The sequence below is a fragment of the Paenibacillus daejeonensis DSM 15491 genome (assembly GCF_000378385.1).
In the GTDB taxonomy this organism is placed as follows: Bacteria; Bacillota; Bacilli; order Paenibacillales; family Paenibacillaceae; genus Paenibacillus_D; species Paenibacillus_D daejeonensis.
The window spans coordinates 124,723-141,358 of the sequence record NZ_KB899667.1 but is presented as its reverse complement, the minus strand read 5'-3'; the positions used below and the strand labels follow the sequence as shown (position 1 = coordinate 141,358).

Below are 16,636 nucleotides of genomic sequence, written 5' to 3'. Positions count from 1 at the left end.
CAATCTGTCTGGACAATGCCTGCATATCTTCTTCATCGCTCATCAATGTTTCAAGTCAAAACGAAAACCGCGTGAAAAAATATAACAAAACGAGTTAATTACAAGCTGTATGTTGATAAAGGCAGATAACACTCGTATATTCAAGAAAATTAAGTGTTTAAGCGTTTTTATAAGCTTGTATAAAACTTGTACCTTTGGTTCTCTAAACGCTATAATCCCCATTGTATAGGTTAATTGTGTCATATAATGTGACACCCATGTGAAAGGGGAAAGCAAATGAAGAGAAAGTACAAACTGCCTGTCCTGAAAGTTGCTTTGGCGGTAGCACTGGCCGTTACCGCCTGTCTGCCCTCCGCGATGAACCTCAATACCGCGAACGCCGCGGAACCAGAAGGCTGGCAAGACCTGCGGGGGATCGTACAACCGATTATTAATGCTGCGGAAGAGCAAGGTGTTCGGGTATCCGTCAACATCCAAGACTTGAGCGGTACGTTTGGAAACCAGCGCTTGTCGCTGGGCTCAACAGAGAGCTACATGCCAGCAAGCACGATCAAACTGGCGTTGGCGACGGCCCTGATGCAGCAAGTGGACAAAGGTGACCTTTCGCTGACAGATGAGGTGGAAGTGTCACCGTCTGATGTTGTAGGCGGTACCGGTTCGCTGCAGAAGGAGACCTTCCCTCAGCAGGTGACGCTGGAGCGACTAGCTCGGCTGATGATTACGCAGTCGGATAATACGGCAACCAATGTGCTGATCGACGTCGTTGGGCTGGACACGGTGCAGCAGCTGATGGATGAGCTGGGTCTAACCGTCATGCATTTGGGTCGCAAAATGTTTGCCCCGGCCCCGACGCCGGAGCAAGACAATTATATCGATGCGTCCGATCTGACGACCTTGCTGGAAGAAGTCTATCAAGGGGATGTGCTGAGCGAGGCGTCAAGTGAACAGTTGATCACCTGGATGAGCGAACAGGAGGTCGACACGAAGTTCGGCAGCGCGCTGCCACAGGCACCGATCGCTCACAAGACGGGCGAGAACGCTAATGTCACCCATGATGCTGGCTACTTCTTGGTGCCGGGACGGGAGCTCGCGATCAGCGTGCTGACCCAGGTGACAACCACGACAGAATTCAGCGAAGCACAGGCGATCGGGAATCCCATCGTCCAGCGTATCGCAAAAGCGGTATACAACTATCAGCGTGACCATTCAACGGAATCCGTCTCGCCGTTGCACCTGCCGCAATTTGTACGTTCGGTGGAGCCTCTGATCCAGGATGCATCGGAGCGGGGAATCCGGGTCTCGGTCGCCATCAAGGATCTGAGCGGCAGTTACGGGTATAAGGAGCTGCATCTTGGCTCCCGGCAGCCTTACATGCCAGCAAGCACAATCAAGCTGGCACTGGCGACGGCCCTGATGCAGCAGGTTGACAAAGGTGAGCTATCGCTGTCAAACGAGGTGGAAGTGTCACCTTCCGATGTTGTAGGCGGTACCGGTTCGCTGCAGAAGGAGACCTTCCCTCAGCAGGTGACGCTAGAGCGACTGGCCCGGCTGATTATTACGCAGTCGGATAATACGGCAACCAATGTGCTGATCGACGTCGTTGGGCTAGACACGGTGCAGCAGCTGATGGATGAGCTGGGTTTAACGGTCATGCATTTGGGCCGCAAAATGTTTGCCCCGGCCCCGACGCCGGAGCAAGACAACTACATCAATGCCGCCGACCTGACGACCTTATTGGAAGAAATCTATCAAGGGGATGTGCTGAGCGAGGCGTCAAGCGAGCAATTGATCACCTGGATGAGCGAACAGGAGGTCGACACGAAGTTCGGCAGCGCGCTGCCACAGGCACCGATCGCTCACAAGACGGGCGAGAACGCCAATGTCACCCATGATGCAGGCTACTTCCTGGTGCCGGGACGGGAGCTCGCGATCAGCGTGCTGACTGAGGTTACTACGACCAGTACCTTCAGCGAAGCGCAGGCAATCGGCAATCCTATCGTGCAGGACATTGCTCGCACGGTCTACGGAATTTTGACCTATGAGCTGACATATTCGGATGTGCCGGATAGTCACTGGGCAGCGGCCAGCATTCGAGAAGCTGCAGTGGCGGGACTGACCGAGGGGATGCCAGACGGGCGCTTCGAACCGGAGTCTCAGGTGACGCGCGGCCACTATGCTGCACTTTTGGCAAGAGCGCTGCAGCTTCATGCGACAGGTGACCCGGTATTTGCCGATGTCGAAGCCGACAGTTGGTACGCCGGAGCCATCGCGGCTGTCCATGATGCAGGAATTGTTAGCGGGGATGCGGGAGATGCTTTTCAACCCGAGGCTTTGCTGACCCGGGCAGAGCTGGCTGTCATGACACTTCGCGCGTATGAGTATGCTGGTGGAGCCCTGCCGGTCGGTGCTGCAGAAGCTGCCTTTGCCGATGAATCGCAGATTCCCCTTTGGGCATTGACGTCGGTCCAGCAAGCACGAGAGTTAGGGTTGTTAAAGGGTTATCCAGACGGCAGATTCCTACCGAATGGTACGGCATCCAGAGCCGAGGTCGTCAAAGTCATCACCAGTTTGTGGGACCTTTAACTTCGATAAGTCAATAATTAAGAGCCTTCTTTCTCGGTTATGGAGTGAGAAGGTTCTTTTCCTTTTTCTCAACCATATCTGCTCTCGAGCCGATATCTATATAAGTTCATGATCCGCACTTGTTCCTCACTTAGGTTCGCGGCATCCCAGTATCGGTGCATGCAGTTGTATTCAAATATTTCCTTCAACTGCAGAAAAAGCGGCAACCGCATGAGCATCTCTGTAGTCAGATTACTTTCTTCCCTGTACCCTTCAATTAACGCCTCCGTGATGGATCGCTCGTAATCCCTGATGTTCTCTCCCCCTGCAAAGGAATACTCCAGTGCAGAATAGATGGGCACAGCCAAGTCGTAGACATAGTAGTGTTGTTCACCGTCTTGAAAATCAATCATCGTTAACTTGCCGTCACTGTCGACAAGCGTATTCTCAAGCCATAAATCTCCGTGTATTAAGCCATATGTGGATTCATCCTTCGGCAGTTCCTTCACCTGGTTAAGTACATTGTCTGCTATGGCACGAATCGTTTTCACAGACGCAGGAATATGACGGAGAAAATCGTATTCTTCGCTCTCATACCAATGATTTATCTGCACGGTTGGTTGAGTCTTCAAGTAGTCCCGACTAACGCGATGCAGCTTGCCGATTTGTTGTCCAAGCGTTCTAAAGACCGTTCCGTTCCATTGCGATCGTGGTAGATGAATCCCAGGCGCAGCTTGAAAAACCACAACCGACTTGAGCGAATTCAACTGCACCTGTTCCACTAAGGCGTTTGTATGCGAGGGTATGATTTGAGGCACCCCTACGTCCTGGGTATGTAAATAGTTCAGCCATCGTGCTTCTTCAACTTGCCCCTGATAGGACTTGTAATTCGTTGCCCGAACAAAGTATATCCCCGTTTGTGATGAACAACGATACATCTCATTGGTTACAGCTTCGGCAGTTGTAAATTGTATCGGGTAGGCTTGATTGAGCGCTTGAATGATCCTGTCTTCCATGTGTTGATTCACCTCTACTTCCTCATCCGGAATCTATCGATGGTTTACCAGCATCTTAGCACACAAAAGACCTGCCAAGGTTGACAGGTTGTGTTCAACGGCTACTCATTAATCAGCCGCCTGATCTTATCCATAATAAAAGAACTATAAACCTCCTGATGCTCTGGATGCTCTGGATTCTCAAGATGTCCCACTTTCCATTCCGGGCCCGTTTGCCCGGTGCTGCTTAACAGGTTCTTTTTGTAACGCAACGGACTGACATGATACCTGGTTTTAAATGTGCGGTTCAAAGACTTTACATTAGGAAACCCCACTTCCATTGCTATTTCAGTAATTGTCCGAGAGGATTCCGATAATAGCAGCTCGACCGCCTTCTGCAGTCTAATTTGATTCAAGCACTCCGAGAAGGTTAACCCGACTTTTTCCTTGAAAAAATGGGACAAGTAGTAGGCGCTAAGAAACTCCTCCTTTGCAATATCTTTTAACCGGATCGGAAGCTTGTAATGATCGTTCATATACTTAATGATTCGGTTTAATCGATTGAAATCCATATCGGTCATCGCATTTGGCGCATGTTTGCCAACGCGATGCGGTACTTTACGCAATAAATCGCTAATGAATTGGTAGAGATGGGACATGACCTGCACCTGGTACCCTTTTTCTTGTCTACACATTTCCAGAACAATACATGCGAGGGTATTCTTTATGCTTTGCTTCGTTTCCAGGTCAATCCATGGCTCACGCTGCACGGTAATTTGGGAGAAGTCGTAGCCGTACCTCTTTAGAAATTGAACATCAATTTGGACAACCAAGACGGCGTCTGCATGACCCGGGCAATGAGAAGCATGAATCTCATTGCTGTTTAGGATGAGAATTTCACCTTCTTGCAGCGTATATTGCGTCCGGGTCGTATGAATGACCACAGAACCTTGCAGCACCACAAATATCTCCAACTCCTTATGCCAGTGATAGCTATAGCTCTGTTGGCGGTGCATGACAAGTCGGATCGGCAGACTATCATGAAGCGCTATCATTTTATAAGCGTACTCCAAGCTTATCAGCCTCCTGCTGTGATTGCTATAAATCTAATCTACCATGGCCATACCTGGCCCTGCCAATCACTCATCATTAATCGGCGGTCAGCTTCGCCTGACGTCAAAAAGTAGTGGAGCGCCATCGTTGCCACCTCGTGCGGCTCTAACTCCGCCGCGTCGTTTCTCACACCTGACATATACGTTTTCATCCATCCCGGATGAAAAAGCCGGTACGTGTAGCCTTCATGGCGCAGCTCCTCGTAGAGACGTGCAACCCCCATATTCAAAGCGGCCTTGGACATGCAGTAGCTGAACCATGCTTTGCGGTGGCTGCGTTCGATACTTCCGGCCTCCGATGAAATAATACATTGGCGCTTCAGCCCGCCGACATCTGTTAGCGATCGAAAGGCTTCGGTAACACGCAACAATCCAATAGCATTGACATTATAGAGCCTGATCATCTCCTTATAGTTGAGTCCGCTCCCTATCTCCTGATCCTTGAATGGGCTGGATACCGCCGCATTATGAATAACCAGATCGATGGCTTTCACTTCTTTTGAAGCCCGGCGCGCCGCTTCACGTACCGATGCGTCAGAACTTATATCCAGCGGTAGCAAGACGATCTGTTTGGGGTGGCACCTTGCCAAATCCAACAGCTCACTCCACTCCAACAGATACTGACCGGCAAGTACTCGCCAGCCCTGACTGGCTAACTGACTGGCAAACGCCAAGCCCAGGCCACGGTCCGCCCCTGTCACCAATGCCGTCCCTTTCATACCTCTCCCTCCTCATCCCGTTCCTCGGTCAACCTCTGACAAACGAGTTGAGCACGTCTATTCATCTCAAGGTCGCTGCCCCGCTGCATATCCAACATAACTGTCCGAATTGCGAACCCTTCTGGACCAAGCGCATTGGACATATTTTTGACTCCCATCCGTAATGCGGCAAGCGACATATCGTAACCGATATGCCGCCCATCCACCTCTTCATACATGCCCCCTCGCGAATCCGTGATAAACCCTATGCGTCGCCTGCCTCCCTCCATGAGCGGTAACAGTGCTTCCGTTATTCGTAAAGGAGCAACCGCATTGTACGTATACAATGCCATTACTTGGTGGCTGTCGATACATTCTCCCGGCTCCATCGCCTCGCATCGGAGGGCACAGTGCACAATCATATCCACGTGATCCATAACGGATTCAACGTCAAGAACCATTGCTTCAATGGATGCAGCCTCCAACGGATTAAAGGTTGACTCATGGAATCTACTGAGAAGTGCCTCACCTCCGACGCCACTCGTGTTTGCTACAGGTTTAACACCCTCCATACCCTCCGTTCCTGCTGCAGCTGCAAAAACGGTCCACCCCTCGGCAAGCCAAAATGCACACATCTGCTCACCAAGCGGATGCTCGGCTCCGATTACAACGATCGTTTTCTTCTCAGGCGTTGCCATCTGTCTCCCCTCCCATCTCATCGTGATGTCTTCTCCGCACACCAACGCAATGCAAGGCTGATCAATGACTGGTATCCCGGCTCTCTCCACACCTCTGCAAAGTGTCCTGGCGTAAGCGTGCAAATCCTTCCTAGCCCGTGATGCTTGGCCCAGCCTGCCGCCTGCATCCCATGCTCCGACGCCGCTGTCAGGAACACATCAATGGACTCATCGGCGATGTCCATCATATAATGCTCGTCATGAACGACCATATCCTTCATCGCATCGATGGGAAAAGGGGCATTCGCTGGGGTCAAGGATAACGTAACCTGGCAGGGCTCGGGATGATAAGCAAACCCGCCACCGATAAATTGAGAAAAGCTTGCGTCGTCCTTAAAGCCCGCGGTTCCAGCATGAAGGATAGTCAGTCCACCTCCTTCAACGACATAATCCATGATGGCCAACTTACTATCTGCTGTGAGCCACGGCGTTGTATCCTGGGCAGATCTATGATTAATCTTGGCCAATACGATGACATCCTTGCTCTTCATCCAGGTCTGGGATAGAGCCACGTCTTGCGGAAGCACCTCCCGTACCTCCAGCTCCACTTGTCCATCCATCGCTTCCTGTAGCCCTGCGATAACAGTGCCCGCAGGATGATACCGGTCTCCACACAGTACACCGATCTTCATATTCCTCCACCTCCTGGCACAGGCATCATCCAATCCAGCACATGGCGAATCTGCTCATCCCAGTAGTTCCAGTCATGTCCTTTGCCCTCATGCGATTCATAGGTCAAGTCTAACCGCCCTTGGAATTGATCGTAGAACGCCTCATTAATCGTATAGTTATGATCCCGCGTGCCGCACGCCTGATACAACCTGGGCAACTGGACTCCGGCCTGTAGATGCTTCTCCAGCACAAAGGCCAAGTCATTATCGCTGCCTGAGTATTCTTCTGTGGAGCCGAATGTATAGTGTGCCATCCGAAGCATTGTCTGGTTCGTAATAGCAGGAGACGGACCCAGCCGGTCCCGCTGATCGAGGCTGCCTGATAGGCTAGCCACCGCAGCAAATTTGTCTGGGCAGTTGATGCCTAGCTTAAAGGCCCCGTAGCCCCCCATAGACAAGCCCGCCGCGAATGTATTCTCTCTCCGGTCTGAAGCATGAAACAACCCTTTCACAACCCTCGGCAATTCCTCGGTCAGATAAGTGAAATAAGGAAATCCAGTCTTTTGATCACTATAAAAGCTGTAGTGTACCGCTGGCATAACGACAATCAACTGACGATCCGCAACGTATCGTTCGATCGCTGTGTACCGCTGCCAGCTTGTATGATTATCCGATCCGCCGTGAAGCAGGTATAGGACAGGACATGGCTCCTGTTCGCGCCTCTCTGGTGCAATGACATGAATCGTACTGGCCATCGCCAAGGTTTCCGACTTAAACTCTACTTGTAAAAAAGCCAACCTACCCACTCCTCTCATTAGTCAAAAATTTATAGCAACAGCAGGGTTGCACCAAGCATGGGGATCGATACCATCGCCACTTTTAGTAAGGTACCAGGAAGCCGTCTAGTAAACTTGGCTCCGATATATGAGCCTAGCGTAATCGCCGCAAGCACTACGGCCAACAACTGAAAATCAAGATTACCTGTTCCATAGAATCCGGCACCGCCTGCTAGCGCAATCGGAATGATAACGAGCATCGTCGTGCCAGCTGCTTGGGTTATTCTCATTTTCATAAACACCATTAATGAAATCTGGATGAATGGCGTGGCGCCCACGCCAAAAAGTCCGGATAACGCGCCGCAGAGCAGTCCTATAACTCCTGCTGTTATCCACGATACGGGATAATCCTCTACGCCTGCAGCAGTTTCATTGGCCATTGCCGACATCTTCTGCTGCCGGTTTAAGAATAGCATTCGTAGCCAGAGGATAGCTGAGGATAGATAGAGGACAGTGGCGGTCAAATATTGAATCACCTCTTCATCAATTCGTACAGACAGGCGGGAGCACACCCAAGCACCTATACCGCCGAAAAGGCCGACGACGATTCCGCTACGGAGCATAATGTTGCCTTCGCGGTAATGACTTATCGTACCTGAGACGGAAGAGAATATCATGGCTGAGAGCGCCGTCCCGAGTGCTGTATGGATCGGTAGTCCGAACAACGTCGTCAAGATAGATATAATAAAGCCCGAACCGCCCGCCCCAACGAAGCCCAACAAAAGCCCTGCACCAAACATTGTCGTAAAAATGCTTATGGACAGCATCACGTCTATTTCCATCGGATTCATCCTTTAATTGAGCCAATCATCGCACCTTTGACAAAATGCTTTTGCAGAAACGGATAGACGAGCAGGATCGGCAGTGTAGCAAGCAGGATGGAAGCAGCGCGAACTGTAAACGCCGATACGTGAATCTGGTCCCCATTAGGACCCGCGCCTGAACTTTGTACCGCCTGGTCAATCAAGTTACGCAGCACCGCTTGTAGCTGCCATTTGTCTTTGTCATTAATATACAGAATAGTAGAGAAGAAATCATTCCAATACATCACGGCCATAAATAAACCAATGGTCGCTAACACAGCCTTTGATAGCGGCAGCACAACACGGAAAAACACCATCAAGTCATTGGCCCCGTCTATCTTCGCCGCTTCCTCCACTTCCTCCGGCAAACCAACGAAAAAACTCCGCATCACAAAAATGTTAAAGGCGGACAATGTGCCGGGAATGATAAGCGCCCACAAGGTGTTCAGCATGCCAAGCTCTTTGATGAGCAAGTAACTGGGCACCAGTCCGCCGCTGAACAGCATGGTGAACAAAATATAGAACGATACGACCATCCTGCCCTGCAGACGTCTTTTGGAGATCGCATAGGCAGTCGTCGCTGTCAGGAAAGTCCCAATCGCCGTACCTGCTATTGTCACGAGAATGGAGACGCGGAATCCAGACCAGAACGACTGGTCTCGAAGCACGGTTATATAGGCATCCCAAGAGAATCCCCTGGGCCACAAATATAAGCCCCCCAGCGCCGTTAGTTTCGGATCGCTGAGCGAGGCCATAATGAGATACCAGAAAGGATAGATCATGGCGATGGCAAGTATAATCATGACCAAGTGGTTAAAGAAACTGAATAATCGATCGCCTCGCGACATTCCCATGTTAAGCCATCCTCCTTACCATAGTCCGTTATTGCCGGATTTTTGTACAATTTTGTTGGCCGAGTAGATGAGGACCAGCGCAATAACGGATTTAAAAACTCCGGCTGCAGTGGCCAGGCTGTAATTGGCACTCTGTATCCCTACGCGATAGACATACGTGTCGATAATATCCGCCACTTCATAAACCAGTGGATTGTATAACAGGAACACTTGCATGAACCCGGCATCAAGAATGTTGCCAAGATCAAGTATCATCAAGATCAGGATGACAGAACGGATAGAAGGGAGTGTGACATGCCACATTTGCTTGAGCCGATTAGCACCATCTACGCGAGCTGCCTCATACAGGTCTGGATTCACACCGGACATGGCAGCCAGATAAATAATCGTCCCCCAGCCCATTTCCTTATAGATATGCGTGCTCACCAAGAGCGTACGGAAGTAATCCGGAATGATCATAAAATTAATTGGCCTCATGCCTAGCGTACTCAGAATATAATTGACCATGCCGTCCACAGGGTTTAGAAAGGCTACGATAATGCCGGTGAATATTACCCATGACAGGAAATGCGGCAAATAAAGAACGGACTGTGTAAACCTTTTAAACAAGCCGTTTTTTAGCTCATTCAGCAAAAGTGCCAAAATGATAGGGGCCGGGAATCCAAATATGAGCTTGTAAAAGCTGATAATAAACGTATTGGCAAATATCGTCGCAAAGTCTGGCGTCCGGAACAGTCGTTCAAATTGCTTTAATCCCACCCACGGACTCTCCAATACGCCAAGCAAGATGTTGTAATCCTTGAATGCAATGACAATTCCATACATGGGCACATACTTAAATAAGAAGATAAGCAATACCCCGGGCAGTAATAACAGATACAAATATTTGTCACGTTTCATATGTTTCCAGCGGCTTTTCCTTATTGCCGTCTCACTCAACATCCCAGTCCACACCCTTTTCCATCAAATGAATGAGAAGCGGCTGCCTTCCGCCTCTCATTCTCGTACGTTTACTTGTAAGGCACGATGTTTTCCTGATACCAAGCAGCGAATGATTCCCGCTCATCGCGCTGAGATTGATACAGAAGATTAGCCTCTTCCTCCACTTGCTCACCGCCTTGCTGGTAGAACCGCTCCACAAAGCTGTCAAAGGCGTCAATTGGGAGATTTCCAGCGATAATGCCATAGAAGGTCTCGTCTCTCAACTTGATGAGGTCGGCAGAAAACTCATCCCATTGCGGACGGTTTGAAGATTTGAAGAAAACTATTTTCTCACGCATAGGCTGCGAGGTTTCGATTCGCCGTTCAAATAGCTCGATAACCTCCGGCGTGTTACGGATATTCGCCTCATCCTTACGTGTAACAAACCACGTATAGTTGTCCAAACCGAGCTGTTTTCCTTGATCTTCGTTGATCAAGCTTTTGAAGACTCCCTCTTCGAAGGTGTAATGCTCCCCTTCCAACCCAAACTTGATCAGGGTATTCACCTCTACCGAAGCCATACGATCAAGCACCTGAACAACTGCATCTGGCTCGTCTGCTGCATCTGTGACAGATACAAAGCTCCAACCCTTACCATCAGTAGGGACATCAGCTTGGAAGCCGTCTTTTCCTTGCATTGGTTCCAATGCTACGTACTGGCCGTCAGGATTAATTTCTTTAAACGACATTTGTTTCGGATGCGCTTCATTGAGAAAGGAGATCCAATAGTACAACGACCCTACCTTTCCCTCTGCAAACAAATCTCCCGTATTGCTATTGGGTGTCACCATCCTGGGATCAATTACGCCTTCTGCATACAGCTCTTGTAGTATTTTTAACGTTTCCTTAACAGCAGGCATCGTCGCGCCAAATTTGACCGAACCGTCTTCCTGCACAATAAACTGTTCTACATCCACACCATTCGGATAAAAGAACGGGGCAAAAGCTCGCCAGTCATGATCCCCGACAAAACCGAAGGTATCGTGTAACCCATTGCCATCGGGATCTTCATTTGTGAACGCTCTCAAAACAGAAATGTATTCATCCAGTGTGGTTGGCTCTTCAAGGTTCAAAGCATCAAGCCAGTCCTTACGCAGCATCGTGGTCATGGAGCCTAGTTCAGCAACATCACCGGGTATACGAAATAATTGTCCATCGTCCCAGCTGTAGAAGAGCGTATCCTCTGTGTAATAATTGAGAATGTTCTTGCCATGCTGTTGCAGAAAGGGCACCAAATCAACCAGGACACCCGCCTGAATCCAGCTGTTATATTCCTTCTCCATATCGGAATGCCAGAGGAGATCGGGCATGCTTTTGCGGTCACCCATCATCAAATTGATCTTCGTCTTGAAGTCACTCCAACCTGGCAGGAACAAATTCTCCAAATCGACAGGACGCTGCAGATGAGCCGACAAGTTTTCCTCAAGCGCTGTCTCCACCCAAGAATCAGGCGTTTTGGGTCCACCCATCAGAGTAATACTTACATTCAATGGCCCTGTTCCTTCTTGACCATCGCCACCCTCGGTCCCCGTAGGCGCATTGTTGACGTTAGAACAACCAGCAAGTATTGTGGTAAGCAGCGTTAGAGAAACGATTTTGCGTTTGCTAATGGACATCTTTTTTCCTCCCTTTTTCATCTATAATTTCTCTTTCTGCTCCAATTATAAAGAGAGTTTCTCTCCAAAACTCCCACTTGATTGAGGACATTTAGGGCAAATATTGCTGTTTCACAAATAAGAAAAGCCAGCTCAGCCCTCGTTAACGAGTTGCCTTGCCGGCCTTGTTATACCCTACTGAATCTATCACTTTCAGAACGCCTTCGAATGGTAAATGGGTGAGTATGCTCCCGCTATGCCTGACGCATTATGTGCATTCACACGGTAGTACGCCAGTTGGCTGTGGATACGAGTTGGATCCGTCCAGGATGCCGAGTGATCCGCCGCCCTCCGGTCATAAATCACCTTCCACGGCCCTTGCTCACTTTCTGTAGCCCGCTCCACCGTATAATAAGCTCCACCTACCACCCGTCGAAAAACAACTTCACCTTCAGCGCTGATAATCTCCGGCTTGGCTGGCACAGAATGCACAGGCTCAGAAAGTCCTCTCATCCGGTACAAATGGGTCCGGAGTTGACCAATACGCTGGGCAAGATCATGGTTGAGGCCCGTCCCGGGATAATGAACAGAGAAACCATCGTAATGCTGGACATAGCCGCCATGATCTCCGTGAGGAAATAAGGACCAGAACAAGGTACCAGACACTGCTGGTTCTCTTTCCGCTGCCTTTGTAAATGCCGTTAAATCAGCATCCGGCCACCCGTATTCCCCCTGAATGTATACTTTCCCAGCCGCCGTCACCGCTTGTGCATCGGCCACCGTCTTTTCGGCACTAGCCGGGTAATAATGTACGTCGAGGATATCCAGACTGGCGATCTCGAGCTTGTCCTGGTCCACTCCGAACTGCTTGCCATGGGCAATAAGATGATTACCGTCCAGGTATTTTATATAATCAGCCAATTCTTCTACCCATGCCGATGGCGCATCGTTCAGCTCGTTGCCCAGTTCCCAGGCCATAATCGTGGGATCATCCTTGTACCGCTTACCGTTACAGGTGTTGAGCCGATTAACAATGGTACCAATATAACGCTTGAACAACGCAACACATGCAGGATCGGTGTAGAACGTCAGCGGGTCGTCTGATCCTTGCCATCTTGCAAAGGTGAAGCGGCCACCATGATAATAATCCCAATTGCACACGAGGGGAATGATTAGCTTGAGCCCTCTTTTCCCTGCCTCGGCAATGGCGAAGTCAACCTTGCGCAGCGCTTCTTCATTATAGACGTCAGGACTAGGCATGATTGATTTAGGATCGCCGTGGGAAGCGCCCAGGGTATGGGAACGAACAACGTTAGCCCCCATCTCCACCGCTGTATCCAAGGCGTCGATAACCCGGAAGGATGTCGGCCAGTCTACCCCGTCTACATTCTCATCCAAGCCCAGCCAGTAAATGTTCGGTCCTGCAAAACGAAAGGGCTTGCCATCCAACCACAGTCGGCTCTCTTCTCTTTGTACAAATGCTCCAGTCATACTTACCTCTCCCATCATGTTGCAACTTTGAATTCGCGTGATGACTTACCCTTTTACCGCTCCATTCATGACCCCCGAGAAAATGTACTTCTGCAGAAACAGATAAAGCACTGTCGTTGGAATCATAATGAGCAGAATGGCTGCACTGATATTGCCCCACTGGGCCTGGTTATTGCCTGCAAACCGCATAATTGAGGTCGATACGACGACCAGGTCTTGTCTTGGCATATACAAGAATGGAATGTAAAGTTCATTGTACATATTGATTGTCTTCAGAATAATAAGGGTTGCTGTAGCAGGACCTAGCAGCGGAAATATGATACTTCTGTAGATACGGAACAGACTTGCTCCATCCATCATGCCGCTCTCATCCAACTCATATGGAATGTTACGGATAAACTGGAGGTAGATATAAATCTGAATTACGTCTGCGCCGATAAACAGCAGGATCGGTGCAGCCAATGAATTATACAAGCCCAAGGATTGTATCAGTGAGAACACGACGACTTGGGTGGTTATGGCCGGTATAATCATGGCGAACAGGAACGCCCCAATAACAATGGATTTGCCTCGGAAGTCAATTCGGCCCAGCACATAGGCCACCATCGTACCCAAAACGATGTTACCGATTAGAGAAACAATGACAATGATGGCTGTATTCGAAAAGGCCTGCAAAATATTCGCCCGGACAAACACATTGACAAAGTTATCTATATTTAAAAAGCTCTCTGGCAAAGCAAATGGATTCGCCCCTTCATTGGCTGATTTAAAAGCATTAATGAAAATGATATAAGGCGGAAACAGTACCACAAATGTGGCGAAGGCCAGAATGATATATTTGAGTCCTTGGACGGGGTCCCATTTTTTCGTCTGCATACCAAGTTAATCCCCCTTCCGTTTGATGACTGCGTTCTGAATCAACAGAATAATTGCGGTTAGCATAACCAGCACGATGCTCATTGCTGACGCCAGACCAAAGTTGTTGAATTGGAAGGCCGTTTGAATCGTCTTCAAGAGGAAGGTTTCACTCGCCCCAGCCGGACCACCCTTCGTCAGAACGAACGGCAAATCAAATACGGCAAGCGCTCCGCTAAGCGTCAAGAACATATTCAGTTGAATAATCTTTGTCATGTTTGGCAGGGTCAGGTACCATAAAGTCTGAAAGCGGTTCGAGCCGTCAATTTTTGCTGCTTCATACATATCTGCCGGAATGGACTGGAGAGCGCCTAAATAAATGACCATGTTGTAGCCCATGAACCGCCAAAACCCGATGGAAGCCAAGGAATAATTGACAAGGGACGTATTACCCAGCCAGCTCTGCTGCAAGGATTCCAGACCCAGAAAGCCGAGCAACCCATTGAACGAACCATTCGATGTATCAAACACATATTGGAACATAAAGGCTACGGCAACCGCGTTCATCATAAACGGTAGAAATAAAAGCACGCGAAAGCCGTTGCGGCCTTTAAGTTTTGAATTCAAAATAACAGCGAATAAAATTGCCACGATATTCTGGATGATACCAATAATCACATAAGGAATTTGATTCAGAAAAACACCAAACAAAGCAGGGTTCGTGAAAATCTCACGGTAGTTATCAAATCCAAGCCACGTGCTGGACGCGCTTACGCCATTCCAATCTGTAAAACTCTGATAAAGCAGTCTGGCGGCAGGATAATAAGTAAACATGCCCAGCAACGCCAGCGGAACTGCCAAAAATGCAATGAGGATCAGCTTGCGTTGTGTCTTGTAAGACCATTTATTCATACGTCCACTCCATTCCGTTCTTTGCCGCGCGAGAAGGAAATAAAAGTGGATTATCCGGTTCTATTCCTCCCGGGTAATCCACTCTCTTCCTATAAAGATGGGTCCGTACCTATTTAATTACCGCACTCTTTGCTTTGCTCCAGGCATCATTATATTTGTCCAGAATGGACTGCGGATCTTTGGATAACACAAACTCCTGTACAACCGCTTCTTTTGTAATCTGCGCCCGGTTTACAATCTCAGTTACCACCTCATTGTCGGGTACAGCCTCGATGTAGGTTGGGTCAAAGCTATTGAATTCAGCCAGTTGGGGAACTTGCGGCTCAATATCGCGCAGGACCGGGATAAAACCGGCAAAGGCATCGAATCCCGAATCCTCAAGCATCCATTTCACGAAGGCTTTGGCTGTGGCAAGGTTATCGCTATTTTTATTGACACCGTATCCCCAATCGGGAGCCAGCAGTACATTCGTCTGACCGGAGTTGTCATAAGGGAATGGGAAGAAGCCGACATTGTCACTGGTTGTTCCGCTGTCTGCCACTTGCGGAATCACCCAGTTGCCCAGCAGATACATCGCAAACTTGCCGTTTGCGACATCAATTTTTGATTGCTCCCAGTTGGTGGAGTTGATATCTGGCTCAAGGTATCCCTTCTCGTGCATCGTACGCAAAATGGTCATCGCCTGGCCGTAAGGATTATCCATTTGATAAGGCTCATTGGAATCCACGCGATCATTGTTCAGATTGGCATTGTTCGCCATAGAGATTGGAACTTCAGATGCCCATGGATAGAGCGTCCATTGATCTTTGAAGTTGGAGGCCAAAGGCACGATACCGTTCTGCTTCAGCTTCTCTGCCGCCTCGTAAAACTCATCCAGGGTCGTTGGAATTTCGGTAATGCCTGCATCTGCAAACGCTTGCTTATTATACACAATGCCAGTCGTTGTAGCTCCTGCAGAGATTCCGTATACCTTGCCGTCATAAGCCTTGTAATCCTGGAAATAGATGCGATCATTCAGTTCAAGATCATCAAGCGGAGCGAAATAGGTAGGCAGGTCGGAATTGGGTATGGTCGGAATTAACACAACATCCGGAAACTCACCTGATGAGAGACGAATTTTAGTCGTTTGATCCAGATCGGTTACTGCTTCAAAGTTGACTTCTGCATTTGGATATTTCTCTTTAAAGCGGTTGGCATAGTCAACATACTCGTTGTCAATCATGTCGGTCCGGTTGGTAAGAAACGTGATTACACCGCTGATTTCTTGATCTGCCGTCTCTCCGTTAGTTACGCTTTCATTATTTGCCGGTGTTTCAGTCGTATCGGGTACTGAATTACCCGGGGTGTTTCCCCCATTACTGCCACAAGCCGCTATAAGCATAACTAACAGTAATGTACTAATAATTAATAACCCTGACTTTCTCACTTGTATTCCCCCTTAGAATCTTAAAGATGATTGCAAGGTAATATTAACATACCGAAACTTTCTTTTCAACTATTTTTAATTTTTTTCAATAGTTAAAAAGAGCCTTTGTGCATCTGGCACAAAGACTCTTCCCTCTCTCAAGTTATATATGGTGTGGTGCTGTATTTC

At 48.9% G+C, this 16,636-nt stretch carries 15 protein-coding genes; 1 reads left to right on the top strand and 14 read right to left on the bottom strand.

Annotated features, from left to right (window positions below):
• Window positions 1-276 precede the first annotated feature (276 nt).
• Window positions 277-2,583 carry a serine hydrolase gene (locus tag F556_RS0122465; RefSeq protein WP_020619247.1) on the top strand — a complete coding sequence of 769 codons (2,307 nt, stop codon included), beginning with the start codon at window positions 277-279 and terminating at the stop codon, window positions 2,581-2,583.
• Window positions 2,584-2,651: 68 nt separating this feature from the next.
• Here F556_RS0122465 and F556_RS0122460 read toward each other — a convergent pair whose 3' ends face one another.
• From F556_RS0122460 to F556_RS0122395, 14 genes are all read right to left on the bottom strand, one after another.
• Window positions 2,652-3,578, bottom strand: coding sequence for a phosphotransferase enzyme family protein (locus F556_RS0122460; RefSeq protein ID WP_020619246.1), 927 nt, complete (start codon window positions 3,576-3,578; stop codon window positions 2,652-2,654).
• Window positions 3,579-3,679: 101 nt separating this feature from the next.
• The gene (locus F556_RS36535; protein WP_020619245.1) at window positions 3,680-4,630 is read right to left on the bottom strand and encodes an AraC family transcriptional regulator; all 951 of its coding nucleotides are present in this window, start codon (window positions 4,628-4,630) and stop codon (window positions 3,680-3,682) included.
• A gap of 38 nt (window positions 4,631-4,668) precedes the next feature.
• On the bottom strand, window positions 4,669-5,388 hold the full coding sequence (locus F556_RS0122450) for an SDR family NAD(P)-dependent oxidoreductase (RefSeq protein WP_020619244.1): 720 nt from the start codon (window positions 5,386-5,388) through the stop codon (window positions 4,669-4,671).
• On the bottom strand, window positions 5,385-6,065 hold the full coding sequence (locus tag F556_RS36530) for an SDR family NAD(P)-dependent oxidoreductase (protein ID WP_020619243.1): 681 nt from the start codon (window positions 6,063-6,065) through the stop codon (window positions 5,385-5,387). The genes F556_RS0122450 and F556_RS36530 overlap by 4 nt, the downstream gene beginning before the upstream one ends.
• 17 nt (window positions 6,066-6,082) lie before the next feature.
• Complete coding sequence (locus F556_RS0122440) at window positions 6,083-6,736, bottom strand: ThuA domain-containing protein (protein ID WP_020619242.1); 654 nt, start codon at window positions 6,734-6,736, stop codon at window positions 6,083-6,085.
• Window positions 6,733-7,512 carry an alpha/beta hydrolase gene (locus F556_RS0122435; RefSeq protein WP_020619241.1) on the bottom strand — a complete coding sequence of 260 codons (780 nt, stop codon included), beginning with the start codon at window positions 7,510-7,512 and terminating at the stop codon, window positions 6,733-6,735. The genes F556_RS0122440 and F556_RS0122435 overlap by 4 nt, the downstream gene beginning before the upstream one ends.
• 29 nt (window positions 7,513-7,541) lie before the next feature.
• On the bottom strand, window positions 7,542-8,333 hold the full coding sequence (locus F556_RS0122430) for a sulfite exporter TauE/SafE family protein (RefSeq protein WP_020619240.1): 792 nt from the start codon (window positions 8,331-8,333) through the stop codon (window positions 7,542-7,544).
• A gap of 5 nt (window positions 8,334-8,338) precedes the next feature.
• Window positions 8,339-9,208, bottom strand: a complete 870-nt coding sequence (locus tag F556_RS0122425; protein ID WP_020619239.1) for a carbohydrate ABC transporter permease — start codon at window positions 9,206-9,208, stop codon at window positions 8,339-8,341.
• A gap of 15 nt (window positions 9,209-9,223) precedes the next feature.
• Window positions 9,224-10,108: an ABC transporter permease gene (locus F556_RS0122420; protein WP_020619238.1), complete on the bottom strand. Its 885-nt coding sequence runs from the start codon at window positions 10,106-10,108 to the stop codon at window positions 9,224-9,226.
• A 110-nt stretch (window positions 10,109-10,218) separates the two neighbouring features.
• Entirely contained in the window at window positions 10,219-11,805 is a 1,587-nt protein-coding gene (locus F556_RS0122415) for a type 2 periplasmic-binding domain-containing protein (protein ID WP_020619237.1), read from the bottom strand.
• A gap of 192 nt (window positions 11,806-11,997) precedes the next feature.
• On the bottom strand, window positions 11,998-13,275 hold the full coding sequence (locus F556_RS0122410; protein ID WP_020619236.1) for a glycoside hydrolase 5 family protein: 1,278 nt from the start codon (window positions 13,273-13,275) through the stop codon (window positions 11,998-12,000).
• 45 nt (window positions 13,276-13,320) lie between these two features.
• Window positions 13,321-14,151 carry a carbohydrate ABC transporter permease gene (locus tag F556_RS0122405; RefSeq protein ID WP_020619235.1) on the bottom strand — a complete coding sequence of 277 codons (831 nt, stop codon included), beginning with the start codon at window positions 14,149-14,151 and terminating at the stop codon, window positions 13,321-13,323.
• Between the two features lie 6 nt (window positions 14,152-14,157).
• Window positions 14,158-15,042 carry a carbohydrate ABC transporter permease gene (locus F556_RS0122400; protein ID WP_020619234.1) on the bottom strand — a complete coding sequence of 295 codons (885 nt, stop codon included), beginning with the start codon at window positions 15,040-15,042 and terminating at the stop codon, window positions 14,158-14,160.
• 109 nt (window positions 15,043-15,151) lie between these two features.
• Window positions 15,152-16,468, bottom strand: a complete 1,317-nt coding sequence (locus F556_RS0122395) for an ABC transporter substrate-binding protein (protein WP_020619233.1) — start codon at window positions 16,466-16,468, stop codon at window positions 15,152-15,154.
• Window positions 16,469-16,636: the final 168 nt, after the last annotated feature.